The sequence below is a fragment of the Butyrivibrio hungatei genome (genome assembly GCF_900101605.1).
GTDB classification, from domain to species: domain Bacteria; phylum Bacillota; class Clostridia; order Lachnospirales; family Lachnospiraceae; genus Butyrivibrio; species Butyrivibrio hungatei_B.
Window position 1 is genome coordinate 1 of record NZ_FMUR01000018.1, and the last position, 12762, is coordinate 12762.

The 12762-nt window shown below is 42.1% G+C and carries 11 protein-coding genes and 6 tRNA genes; 16 read left to right on the forward strand and 1 reads right to left on the reverse strand.

Features of this window, described 5'->3' with window-relative positions:
• Nucleotides 1-56: 56 nt before the first annotated feature.
• The 16 genes from BLP87_RS13170 (at nt 57) to pckA (ending at nt 10852) form a co-directional block, all read left to right on the forward strand.
• Nucleotides 57-130, forward strand: a tRNA-Asp gene (locus tag BLP87_RS13170).
• A gap of 33 nt (nt 131-163) precedes the next feature.
• Nucleotides 164-236: transfer RNA gene (locus tag BLP87_RS13175), tRNA-Val, on the forward strand.
• A gap of 30 nt (nt 237-266) precedes the next feature.
• A tRNA-Thr gene (locus BLP87_RS13180) sits at nt 267-339 on the forward strand.
• A 6-nt stretch (nt 340-345) separates the two neighbouring features.
• Nucleotides 346-427, forward strand: a tRNA-Tyr gene (locus BLP87_RS13185).
• Nucleotides 428-557: 130 nt separating this feature from the next.
• A tRNA-Met gene (locus BLP87_RS13190) sits at nt 558-631 on the forward strand.
• A 6-nt stretch (nt 632-637) separates the two neighbouring features.
• Nucleotides 638-710, forward strand: a tRNA-Phe gene (locus BLP87_RS13195).
• Nucleotides 711-902: 192 nt separating this feature from the next.
• Nucleotides 903-1505 carry an HD domain-containing protein gene (locus tag BLP87_RS13200; RefSeq protein ID WP_242871868.1) on the forward strand — a complete coding sequence of 201 codons (603 nt, stop codon included), beginning with the start codon at nt 903-905 and terminating at the stop codon, nt 1503-1505.
• Nucleotides 1489-2940, forward strand: coding sequence for an aminotransferase class I/II-fold pyridoxal phosphate-dependent enzyme (locus BLP87_RS13205; protein ID WP_074463080.1), 1452 nt, complete (start codon nt 1489-1491; stop codon nt 2938-2940). Before BLP87_RS13200 ends, BLP87_RS13205 begins: the two co-directional genes overlap by 17 nt.
• A 42-nt stretch (nt 2941-2982) precedes the next feature.
• Entirely contained in the window at nt 2983-4392 is a 1410-nt protein-coding gene (pyk, locus tag BLP87_RS13210) for a pyruvate kinase (RefSeq protein WP_074463081.1), read from the forward strand.
• Complete coding sequence (locus BLP87_RS13215) at nt 4392-4985, forward strand: nucleoside/nucleotide kinase family protein (protein ID WP_074463082.1); 594 nt, start codon at nt 4392-4394, stop codon at nt 4983-4985. The genes pyk and BLP87_RS13215 overlap by 1 nt, the downstream gene beginning before the upstream one ends.
• A gap of 38 nt (nt 4986-5023) precedes the next feature.
• The gene (locus BLP87_RS13220; protein WP_074463083.1) at nt 5024-5464 is read left to right on the forward strand and encodes a YaaR family protein; all 441 of its coding nucleotides are present in this window, start codon (nt 5024-5026) and stop codon (nt 5462-5464) included.
• Between the two features lie 12 nt (nt 5465-5476).
• Nucleotides 5477-6544, forward strand: coding sequence for a DNA polymerase III subunit (locus BLP87_RS13225; protein ID WP_074463084.1), 1068 nt, complete (start codon nt 5477-5479; stop codon nt 6542-6544).
• Nucleotides 6522-7454 (forward strand): PSP1 domain-containing protein, encoded by a 933-nt coding sequence (locus BLP87_RS13230; RefSeq protein WP_074463085.1) that lies wholly within the window; start codon nt 6522-6524, stop codon nt 7452-7454. The genes BLP87_RS13225 and BLP87_RS13230 overlap by 23 nt, the downstream gene beginning before the upstream one ends.
• 82 nt (nt 7455-7536) lie before the next feature.
• The gene (locus BLP87_RS13235; RefSeq protein ID WP_242871869.1) at nt 7537-8181 is read left to right on the forward strand and encodes a tRNA1(Val) (adenine(37)-N6)-methyltransferase; all 645 of its coding nucleotides are present in this window, start codon (nt 7537-7539) and stop codon (nt 8179-8181) included.
• Nucleotides 8182-8205: 24 nt separating this feature from the next.
• Nucleotides 8206-9063 (forward strand): 16S rRNA (cytidine(1402)-2'-O)-methyltransferase, encoded by an 858-nt coding sequence (rsmI, locus tag BLP87_RS13240; RefSeq protein WP_074463087.1) that lies wholly within the window; start codon nt 8206-8208, stop codon nt 9061-9063.
• A 175-nt stretch (nt 9064-9238) separates the two neighbouring features.
• Nucleotides 9239-10852 carry a phosphoenolpyruvate carboxykinase (ATP) gene (pckA, locus tag BLP87_RS13245; protein ID WP_026514212.1) on the forward strand — a complete coding sequence of 538 codons (1614 nt, stop codon included), beginning with the start codon at nt 9239-9241 and terminating at the stop codon, nt 10850-10852.
• A gap of 147 nt (nt 10853-10999) precedes the next feature.
• Here the strand turns inward: pckA and BLP87_RS13250 are convergent, their stop codons facing one another.
• Nucleotides 11000-12613: a CTP synthase gene (locus tag BLP87_RS13250; RefSeq protein WP_074463088.1), complete on the reverse strand. Its 1614-nt coding sequence runs from the start codon at nt 12611-12613 to the stop codon at nt 11000-11002.
• Nucleotides 12614-12762: the final 149 nt, after the last annotated feature.

A 12762-nucleotide genomic window follows, 5' to 3' on the forward strand; every position in this document is an offset into this window, starting at 1 on the left:
ATCTGGAGAAGATAGTTCAGTGTTCGGTTTTGAAGGTACAAAACCTTAAATAATATGGCCCGGTGGCTCAGCTGGTTAGAGCGCCGCCCTGTCACGGCGGAGGTCAGGGGTTCGAACCCCCTTCGGGTCGCTCAAACTGAATAATGTTTGAAAATAAGAGAACGGGATCTTAGCTCAGCTGGGAGAGCATCTGCCTTACAAGCAGAGGGTCACAGGTTCGAGCCCTGTAGGTCCCATTTTTCTTCTTACACAATTCGTGTGTGTAAGCCGATGTGGCTCAATTGGCAGAGCAGCTGATTTGTAATCAGCAGGTTAACGGTTCGAGTCCGCTCATCGGCTCTATATGGATGGCTTCCCGAGTGGCCAAAGGGGACAGACTGTAAATCTGCTGCAAATTGCTTCGGTGGTTCGAATCCACCGCCATCCATTTTGTGCAGAGCACTTAACGAGTGTACGAGTTTAGTGCGAGCCATGGGTGAACACTTAATGAGGTATTTTCGAATTTAGTGTGAATCCCAATTTAATATGATTCGTACGAGGTACGGATTTTATAATGACGCGGGGTGGAGCAGTCTGGAAGCTCGTCGGGCTCATAACCCGAAGGTCATAGGTTCAAATCCTGTCCCCGCTACTATATGCCTAGATAGCTCAGTTGGTAGAGCAGAGGACTGAAAATCCTCGTGTCGTTGGTTCGATTCCGACTCTAGGCATCTTTTTTTATTTAAAAAAGAATATAAGTAAGATATCATGACTCAGTTGACTATATTGTTTACTGAGTTTTTTTATGTAATTCATTAGATTTTATTTTTTTTTCTCCTTTTTGTGCTAAGATAAATAATATTATTTTACGAGAGATATATGTGTAGAGCATTAAGATAGCAGAGTATTTATTGAGGAGTTACATGTTTAAGCTTAACGAGAATGATAAGACAGCAATTAAAGCTGTTTTGGATATTAAGGAATATAACGAGGAGAACTTTGATCCCGCTATATTAGATCAACTGGAGAATGATCCCAAGATTCTTTCTTTACTAAAAAAATATGGAGGAGAGCTTCTTAGCGACAGAAGATATTTGCAACTGACCAAATTTATACAACATGGAGATGTAACTGTTTATCAACATTGCATCCATGTGGCATTGTGTGCGCTGAAATTTAATGACAGATTTAATACAGGAGCAGATCTCAGTGCTTTGGTAAGAGGATCTCTTTTGCATGACTATTTTCTGTATGATTGGCATGATGGAAGTGCTCCGGGTAATATTCATCCCAAGCTTCACGGATTCTATCATCCGGGAATTGCACTTAAGAATGCAGTAAAGGACTATAATCTCTCAAAGAGAGAGAAAGATATAATTAAAAAGCATATGTGGCCGCTTACAATTAATCCGCCCAGATGCAGAGAGGCATGGATAGTATGTATTGCGGATAAATATGCATCTACGCTTGAGACTCTCAAGTTGAAGAAGGGAATAATCGCAACCGACTATGCAGAATCTTTATAGTAAGCTCATAGAGCTTTCGGAGAGCATGCAGTATCCGTTCCACATGCCGGGACATAAGAGAAACATTGACAGCACCCCGTTAAAGGGTGCTTTTCGTTGTGATATAACTGAAATTGATGATTTTGATAATCTTCACGATGAAGAAGGGATCATACTCAGTGCTGAAGAGCGTGCAAACAGGATATATGGGGCTTATAAGACATATTTCTGTGTGAATGGAAGCACGGCAGGCGTACTTGCCGCTGTTTCGGCATCTGTAAAAAAAGGCGGCACGATTCTTGCGGCCAGAGGAAGTCATAAATCTTTTTATCATGCAGCTTTTCTAAGGGACCTACAGATCAAATATCTTCCCGATAAATCCGATGATAAATTAAAAATTCCGGGTACTTATACACAATACGATGTGGAAAAGTTGCTTGATGACAGCATCGAATGTGTATTCATCACGTCTCCGACATATGAGGGAAAGTGTTCTGATATAGCAGGAATAGCTGAAGCCTGTCATAAGAAGGGAATCCCGCTTATTGTGGATGCGGCTCACGGAGCACATTTTGGTTTTGGAAAAAAATTTGATAAAGACGGAGAATATAATTCCGTTCCGAAAAGCGCAATTAATCTTGGAGCAGACATAGTTATCCACAGTGTCCACAAAACACTTCCGGCAATGACTCAGACGGCGCTTGTTCACATATCCGGCATGGACGGCCTTGCGGACGAAGTAAAGAAGTATCTGAGAATATTTCAAACGAGCAGTCCGTCGTATGTTCTGATGTCATCGATCGATCTTTGCATGCAGGAGATGGAAGAAAACGGCGAAGAATTCATAGAAGCACTTCTGGATTACAGAAACAGGATATCAGCAAAGACAAAGAAGCTAAAAAATCTGGCTATTCCGGGGAGCAAGATCATAGATGATCCGGCTAAACTTGTAATCTATGATACCAGCGGGACAATGACAGGAAAGCAGATATATGGTATACTTCGGGAGGAATATGGTCTTCAACTTGAGATGGCGGGAGATAAGATCGCACTTGCCATTTTGTCAGGATGGGATACGAGCGAAGGTATCGATAGGCTTATAGAAGCAGTCTTGAAAATAGATGAAAAAATCCAGAAAACAAAGATAAATACGGACACATCTGCAGATAAAACAAGTGGTGATATAGTTTCATCGGAATATCCTAAGGTCATAATGAGACTAAGTGAAGCATGGGATAAATCTTCAGAGGATATTTTGCTTAAAGATGCAGAGGGAAAAATAGCCGGTGATTTCATAAATCTTTATCCTCCGGGAATCCCGTTAATTGTACCGGGAGAAGAATTTTCGGAGAAACTGATAAAGGAGATAGTCGGCTACTTGAATGAAGACTTAAATGTTCAAGGCGTGGTGTCAGAGCCCGGTGGGACGGGCTACCGCGTTAGAATAATAAAGTAAATATATATGGCGAACATTTTTTTTAACAAGGAAAGGAATTACATGCGCAGAACTAAGATAATCTGTACAATCGGACCGGCAAGTGAAAATGAAGATAAGTTACGTGAGATAATGCTTGCTGGAATGAACGTTGCACGTTTTAATTTTTCTCACGGATCACACGAAGAACATAAGAGAAAATATGACAGAATAAAAAAATTACGCGAGGAACTCAATCTTCCTATAGCGGTTATGCTGGATACAAAAGGTCCTGAGATAAGGCTCAAAGATTTTGCCAATGGCAAAGAGGAGCTTGAGGCAGGACAGAAGTTTACTTTAACAGCAAGAGAAGTGCAGGGAACCAAGAGTGAAGTTTCAATCACATACAAGGAACTTACAAAAGATTGCAAGGAAGGTATGACAATCCTTCTTGACGACGGACTTATTGAGCTTCGAGTTGATGAAGTAACAGACGAAGATATAAACTGCACAGTAGTAAACGGCGGACCGATATCGGACAAAAAAGGTGTCAATGTTCCCGGGGCAAAGCTTACCATGCCATACCTTAGCGAGCAGGACAGAAGAGATATAGAGTTTGGTTGCGATCAGGGATTTGATTTTGTTGCAGCTTCTTTTGTAAGGACAAAAGAGGATGTTTTTGATGTAAGAAAAATTCTGGACGATAAGAACAGCTGCATGAAAATAATTGCAAAGATTGAGAGTACACAGGGAATCAACAACCTTGAAGAAATCATTGATACAGCAGACGGAATCATGGTAGCAAGAGGAGATATGGGTGTTGAAGTTCCTTTTGAGGATGTGCCTGTAATCCAGAAAGAGATGATAAAGCTTGCGGAATCAAAGGGCAAATATGTTATAACAGCAACACAGATGCTTGATTCCATGATACATCATCCAAGACCGACAAGAGCGGAAGTAACTGACGTTGCAAATGCTATATATGACGGAACAACTGCAATCATGCTTTCGGGAGAGACCGCTTCGGGCGATTATCCTGTTGAAGCAGTAAAGACGATGGCAAGAATTGCAGAGCGTACCGAGCAGGATATAGATTATGTAGGAAGACTCAGAAAAAAAGATTATGCACCTACAGATTCAACAACTGCGATTTCGCACGCAACATGTAATATCGCGACAGAAGTCGGCGCAGATGCCATCCTTACAGTCTCAATGTCAGGATTTACCGCAGCAATGGTATCAAGATACAAGCCAAGCTGCAGAATAATCGCGTGTACGACAAAGCCGACTGTTTGCAGACAGACTAATCTCATGTGGGGAGTGACACCACTTCACATAAGACAGGAAGATACTACGGACGAACTCTTTAAAGAGGCCATTAATTCTGCCAAGAACGCAGGACTTCTCAAAGCCGGTGATAAAGTAGTTCTTACGGCGGGCGTACCTCTCGGAATACCCGGAAGAACCAATATGATACGTGTTGAGGAGCTTTGATGGGAAAAATATTTCTTTTAATGGGAAAAAGCTCGTCGGGAAAAGATACTATCTACCGCGAACTCATTAAGACAAAAGAACTGGGACTGAAAAAAATAGTTTCCTACACGACAAGACCCATGCGTGAAGGCGAAACTGACGGAGTGCAGTATCTTTTCAAGAATGAAGAAGAATATAAGAAACTCAGAGCGGATAATAAGATAATCGAGGAAAGAGCCTATGACACAAAATGTGGTATATGGCGATATTTCACGGCAGACGACGGTCAGATTGATCTGAAGGACGGCGATTATCTGATAATCGGTACACTTGAATCCTACTGCTACATAAGGGATTATTTTGGAAAAGATAATGTGGTTCCTGTTTACATAGACACGAGCGCCAAGATAAGGCTGGAGCGTGCTATGCATCGGGAGGAACAGCAGGAAAAACCCAGATATGACGAAATGTGCAGAAGATTTCTTGCGGATGAAGAAGATTTTAGCGATGCAAAGCTATCTGATGCAAAGATAGAAAAGCGTTTTGAGAACAATGCTGAGATTGAAGACTGTATTAGGAAAATTACTGAATACATAGCGCAGAAAATACGATAAAATATATGTAGGAAGTATTAGTATAAGAGGTGCGCGGCATGGATATTAAAGTAAACAATATCGGTCAGACAGCTCAGGTTGCAGGGCCTGAACAGCCCAAAGAAGTAAATGGAGATTTTAAGTTTATGCTCACTTCCAAGCTTGAAGATACCGGGCTTGCGGAGCGGCTTAATCTCATGTTGCAGGATATTGTTCAGCAGGGCGAAAGAATTGCAAAACGCAACGACATCAAAGACATGCAGCGTTACAGGATTCTTATAAAAGACTTTATGAATGAAGTAGTGTCAAGATCGCATGCTTTTTCACGAGAGAACTTTTTGGACAGAAGGGGACGTCATCGCGTGTATGGGATAATCAGACAGGTAGATGATGAACTTGATGCTCTGGCAAAAGAACTTGTTAAGGATGAAAAAGATAACATTGGGATACTTGCAAAAATAGGACAGATACAGGGGTTGTTACTGGATATATTTACTTAAAGAGGAGTGGAAATGGCGGATTTTTCCGAGATTATTGATCAGGGGCAGCTAAAAGAACACATGCAGAATGCGCTTTTGACGGATAAAGTATCTCATGCGTACATAATATCCGGAGAAGCGGGCTCGGGAAAAGAATTTGTGGCAAAAATATTTGCTAAGGCTATCCAGTGTGAGAACAAAGAGGAACGAAACGGATTCACTGAGGCATGTAACACATGCCCGTCATGCATAAAGGCTTTGAGTGACAGCCATCCGGATATAATTACGATAACGCACGAGAAGCCGAACAGCATAGGTGTTGACGACATCAGACAGAAGTTAAGAGATGACGTTGTCATAAAGCCGTATGAGAGCAGGCACAAGGTATATATTATTCCGGAAGGTGAGAAGATGACACCGGCAGCACAGAATGCGCTGCTTAAAACGCTGGAAGAGCCGCCGTCATACATAGTCATAATAATTCTTACAAGCAATATCAATGCTTTTCTTCAGACGATCATAAGCAGATGTGTAGTTTTGCCGATGAAACCGGCGCAGGACGATTCCATCAGGAAGTATCTGATGGAAGAGTGTCAGGTAGTTGATTATAAGGCTATGCTATGCGCTTCGTTTGCCAGAGGAAATGTCGGAAAAGCGCTTGAACTTGCATCAAATGAGAGATTTGAAAATCTGAAGGATTCTTCCATTGAATTAATATCCAAATTGGAGCGGCTTGAGATTCACGATATGATGGACAGGCTGCATACTTTGCTTGCGCCTTCGGAAGAAGATGCCAAGACTGCCAAAAAGGGTATAGATTCAAAAAACTTTGAAGATTTCATGGATATTCTCGTTTTTTTGTTCAGAGATATGCTTGTTTACAAGGCGACCGAAAATCCCGATCACTTGATTTTCACTGATAAGTTGTCGTATATTAGAAGTGTTACTGTTAACATTTCATATGAAAAACTAAACGAAATAATAAAAACAATGGATCAAGCGAGAAATCGCATAAACTCCAATGTTAATATAGATCTTGTACTTGAGCTTATGCTCATTGCAATTAAGGGGTACATTTATGACAAGAGTAATCGGCGTTAGATTCAGAACAGCCGGAAAGATATATTTCTTTTCACCGGGAAAGTATGTGATCAAAAAGGGTGATCACGTAATCGTAGAGACAGCCCGTGGAGTTGAGTACGGAACAGTTGTCGGAGAGCCTAAGGAAGTGGAAGACAGTGAGGTCGTAAAACCACTTAAGTCAGTGCTCAGAACAGCAAGCACCAAAGATGACGAGCAGGAAAAGGCCAATAGGGAGAAAGAGAAAGAGGCATTCAAAATCTGTCTTGAGAAGATCAAAAAGCATAATCTCGAGATGAAACTTATAGATGCCGAGTATACATTTGATAATAATAAGATTCTCTTTTACTTTACGGCAGATGGAAGAATCGATTTCAGAGAGCTGGTAAAAGATCTTGCGGCTGTATTCAAGACTAGAATAGAGCTTAGGCAGATCGGTGTAAGAGACGAGACAAAGATCATCGGAGGTTACGGTATTTGTGGAAGAACACTTTGCTGCCACACATACCTTGCTGATTTTGTGCCCGTTTCCATCAAGATGGCCAAAGAGCAGAGCCTTTCACTTAATCCGACCAAAATTTCCGGAGTTTGCGGAAGACTTATGTGCTGTCTTAAAAATGAAGAAGATGTATATGAAGAGCTTAATCGCATGATGCCAAGTGTCGGTGACTTCTGTAAGACCAAGGACGGATACGAGGGTGAAGTTGCGAGCGTGAATATCCTTCGTCAGACTATCAAGCTTCTTGTTGACGTTGATGATGAGAAGGAAGTGCATGATTACAAGCTTGACGAGATCGAATACACCAAGAAGAGACAGAAGAAAAAGAATAACGCTAAAGACAATCACCGTGAAGATGAGGATGTAAAAGAGCTTGAGAAGCTTGAACGTATAGAGAAACAGGAAGGAAAGTCAAAACTTGGGGAAAATTGAACTTAAACCCGGAGAAAGACTGGACGATCTACAGAGGAACGGCTACAAGATAATACAAGATCCCGAGAAATTTTGCTTTGGGATGGATGCGGTACTTTTATCAGGATTTGCGGATGCGCCGGAAAATGGAAGAGTGCTTGACCTGGGAACGGGAACCGGCATAATACCGATATTGATGGCGGCAAAAACTAAAGCAAGTGAGCTTATAGGGTTGGAGATTCAATCCGAGAGCGCAGAAATGGCGGATAGAAGTGTTGAACTTAACGACCTCCGAGATCGGGTGAAAATAATTCAAGGCGATATTAAAGAGGCAGGTCAGATATTCGGAGCTGCTTCTTTTGATATAGTAACAAGCAATCCGCCTTATATGATAGGAGGACATGGGCTTCAGAACCCTGACGGACCAAAAGCTATCGCAAGGCATGAAGTTCTGTGTGATCTGAAAGATGTTGTTGCCGCGGCAGCAAAATGTCTTAAACCAGGCGGTAAATTTTATATGGTGCACAGACCGTTCAGACTTGCCGAGATCATGGTCACGATGCATGAGTACAAGCTTGAGCCTAAGCGGATGAGACTGGTTCATCCCTTTATCGATAAGGAACCGAGCATGGTTCTTATTGAAGGCGTCAGAGGCGGAAAATCAAGGATAAAAGTTGAAAGCCCTCTGGTAATTTACGAAGAGCAGGGCAAATATACAAGAGAAATATACGACATCTACGGATATTGATAAAACATCAAAAAGGAAATACGGATGAGCGGAACACTATATCTGTGTGCAACACCCATAGGAAACTTAGGTGATATGACTTTCAGGGTTTTGGACACACTTAAGCAGGTAGATCTCATTGCGGCAGAGGATACGAGAAACAGCATTAAGCTTCTTAATCACTTCGATATTCACACCGAAATGACAAGCTATCACGAATATAATAAATACGATAAGGCACAGTATCTTATAGAGCAGATGCAGCAGGGAAAAGATGTTGCTCTTATAACAGATGCGGGAACGCCCGCAATATCAGATCCCGGCGAAGTTCTAGTTGCAGAGTGTCACAAGGCGGGAGTACATGTTACATCACTTCCCGGGCCCGCAGCCTGCATAACGGCGCTCACACTATCGGGACTCAGTACGAGAAGATTTTGCTTTGAAGGTTTTTTGCCCTCATCGGATGATAAAAAAGCCAGAAAAAGAATCCTCGAAGATCTTAAGACGGAGAGCAGGACGACCATATTGTATGAGGCGCCGCACCATTTAAGAGCGGTTCTTGACGACTTGTACGAAGCGCTTGGCGACAGGAAAGTCAGCATCTGCAGAGAGCTTACAAAAAAGTTTGAAGAAGTTAACGTGACGACGCTTGCTCAGGCGATAGCTTTTTATAAAGAGAATGAACCGAGAGGCGAGTATGTGCTTGTTCTTGAGGGGAAAAGTCTTGAAGAACAAGAGGAAGAAAAACGTAGGAGCTGGAATGAAATGAGCATCGAAGATCATATGAAATACTATGAAGATGAGGGATTTTCTCATAAAGATGCCATGAAAAAAGTTGCAGCGGACAGAGGAGTCGGTAAACGCGAGATATATCAGGCTCTTTTGGAAAAAAGTCAGGACTGAAGCGCTAGCATTTTTCAATCGAATTTGTTTTTTTTGTGCTAAATTCTTGTTAAAAGATAGACTTTGTAGTATAAAAGAAGTATCGGTCATAATTTGTTTTCTTTTCATGAGATGATTGAAAAGAGAGTACAATTTATTACATAAGATCAAAAATAAAAGAAGAGAGGTCAATCAGATGGCAGAGATTAATTTAAGTCAGTATGGTATCACAGGAACAACTGAGATAGTTCATAACCCTTCATACGAGTGCTTATATGAAGAGGAGTTAAAGCCTGAACTTACAGGTTATGAGAAGGGTCAGGACACAGAGCTTGGCGCTGTCAACGTTATGACAGGTATCTACACAGGACGTTCACCTAAAGATAAATATATCGTTATGGATGAGAACTCTAAGGACACTGTATGGTGGACAACAGAGGAGTATCCTAACGACAACCACCCTATGACAGAAGAGACATGGGCTAAGGTTAAAGAAATCGCAAAGAACGAGCTTTGCAACAAGAGACTTTTCGTTGTTGACGCATTCTGCGGTGCTAACAAGGATACTCGTATGGCAGTTCGTTTCATCGTTGAGGTTGCTTGGCAGGCTCACTTCATTAAGAACATGTTCATCCAGCCTACAGATGAAGAGCTTGCAGATTTCAAGCCTGATTTCGTAGTTTACAACGCTTCACTTGCAAAGGTTGAGGATTACAAGGCACTTGGACTTAACTCAGAGACATGTGTAGCATTCAATATCACAAGCCGTGAGCAGGTTATCATCAACACATGGTATGGCGGAGAGATGAAGAAGGGTATGTTCTCAATGATGAACTACTACCTTCCTCTTAAGGGCATGGCTTCTATGCACTGCTCAGCTAACACAGACATGGAAGGTAAGAACACAGCTATCTTCTTCGGTCTTTCAGGAACAGGTAAGACAACACTTTCAACAGATCCTAAGAGACTCCTCATCGGTGATGACGAGCACGGTTGGGATGACAACGGTGTATTCAACTTCGAAGGTGGTTGCTACGCTAAGGTTATCGGACTTGATAAGGATTCTGAGCCTGATATCTACAACGCTATCAAGAGAGATGCTCTTCTTGAGAACGTAACAGTAGCTGCTGACGGAAAGATTGATTTCGAAGATAAGAGCGTAACAGAGAATACTCGTGTATCTTATCCTATCAACCACATCGACAACATCGTACAGAAGGTTAACAAAGTATCTGCAGGTCCTGATGCGAAGAACGTTATCTTCCTTTCAGCTGACGCTTTCGGAGTACTTCCTCCTGTATCAATCCTTACACCTGAGCAGACTCAGTACTACTTCCTTTCAGGTTTCACAGCTAAGCTTGCAGGAACAGAGAGAGGAATCACAGAGCCTACACCTACATTCTCAGCTTGCTTCGGACAGGCATTCCTTGAGCTTCATCCTACAAAGTACGCTCAGGAGCTCGTTAAGAAGATGCAGAAGAGCGGAGCTAAGGCTTACCTCGTAAACACAGGATGGAACGGAACAGGTAAGAGAATCTCTATTAAGGATACTCGTGGAATCATCGATGCAATCCTTAACGGTGATGTAAACAAGGCTGAGACAAAGAAGATCCCGATCTTCGATTTCGAAGTTCCTACATCACTTCCCGGAGTTGATCCTGCAATCCTTGATCCCAGAGATACATATGCTAATGCTTCTGAGTGGGAAGAGAAGGCAAAGGATCTTGCACAGAGATTCAACAAGAACTTCAAGAAGTACGAAGGAAACGCAGACGGCAAGGCACTTGTTGCTGCAGGCCCTCAGCTTTAATTAGAAATTAAGTCTTGGATTTATGATAAAAGGCGTCGAGAGAATATCTCGGCGCCTTTTGTAATATAGCATGATATAAAAAAGAGCTATGGTTTATGAAGTGATTTATCATTCATAACCATAGCTCAATATTTTTACTTTTAATTCTTAGCTGTTCTTTTTCTCGTGCTCAAGAGAAGCCTTGATAAATCCTGAGAAAAGAGGATGTGGTCTGTTGGGACGAGACTTAAGTTCCGGATGAGCCTGAGTAGCGATGTGGAAATCGTTTTCGGGAAGCTCGATCATCTCAACGATACGTCCGTCGGGAGACAAGCCGCAAAGCTTCATTCCGTTGCTTACAAGAACGCTTCTGTAATCGTTGTTTACTTCATATCTGTGACGATGACGCTCTGTAATATTCTCTGAACCAAAGAGCTTATATGCCATTGAGTCCTTATCAAGAACGCAAGGATATGAACCGAGACGAAGTGTTCCGCCGATATCCTCTACACCGTTCTGATCGGGAAGAAGTGCGATCATAGGATGTGTTGTATTGGGCTCAAACTCGATTGAATGAGCATCATTATATCCGATAACATCTCTTGCAAACTCAATGATGGCAAGCTGCATTCCGAGGCAAAGACCAAGGAAAGGAATGTTGTTCTCACGGGCAAACTTGATCGAATGGATCATACCTTCGATACCACGGTCTCCAAATCCACCGGGAACGATGATACCGTCAACATCTGAAAGAATGGAAGCAACATTATCTTCCGTAACTTCTTCAGAATCAACCCATTTGATATCTACGGCTGTCTGATTTGAGATACCGCCGTGTTTAAGCGCTTCAACAACACTTATATAAGCATCGTGGAGCTGAGTATATTTGCCGACAAGCGCAATCTTAACTTCATGGCTGAGAGAGTAAAGAGTATCAACCATTGCCTTCCAGTCTGTAAGATCGGGCTCGGGACAATCAAGGTTGAGACATTCACATGCAACGTGAGCCAGGTGCTCTTTTTCCATGGCAAGCGGAGCTTCATAAAGGTACTCAAGGTCAAGGTTCTGAAGAACATGATTGCTTGGTACGTTACAGAAGAGCGCGATCTTGTCCTTAGTATCCTGATCGAGTGAAACCTCTGAACGACATACGATAACATCAGGCTGAAGTCCCATTCCCTGCATAGTCTTAACAGCAGACTGTGTGGGCTTTGTCTTGATTTCCTGAGAAACACGAAGGTAAGGGATAAGAGAAACAAGAATAAGCATAGCGTTCTCGTGTCCTACCTCATGCTGGAACTGTCTGATTGCCTCAAGGAACGGCTGGCTTTCGATATCTCCGACTGTTCCGCCTACTTCGATGATAGCGATATGAGTTTCCTCATCCGTAAAGTTTCTGTAGAACTTACTCTTGATCTCATTTGTGATATGAGGGATAACCTGTACGGTACGTCCGCCGTAGTCTCCGCGACGTTCTTTCTGAAGAACGGACCAGTAGATCTTACCGGTTGTAACATTGGAATTTTTATCAAGATTCTCGTCAATAAATCTTTCGTAGTGACCAAGGTCAAGGTCAGTTTCAGTGCCGTCCTCGGTAACAAATACTTCACCGTGCTGAACGGGGTTCATTGTTCCCGGGTCGATATTGATGTATGGATCGAACTTCTGCATTGTAACCTTGTAGCCGCGTGCCTTCAACAATCTTCCGAGTGAAGCAGCGGTGATTCCCTTGCCGAGTCCGGATACGACACCACCTGTCACAAAAATATACTTTACTGCCATTTTAAATATTCCTCCTGATCTTTTGACGAGATAAAAATTTTAATAAACAAAACAAGTTATTATTATATAATTTTGGCGGAGCAAAATCTATACATTAGTGGAAATAATTTAATAAAACTTTCAGAATCAGTAATTGAAATAATAAATTG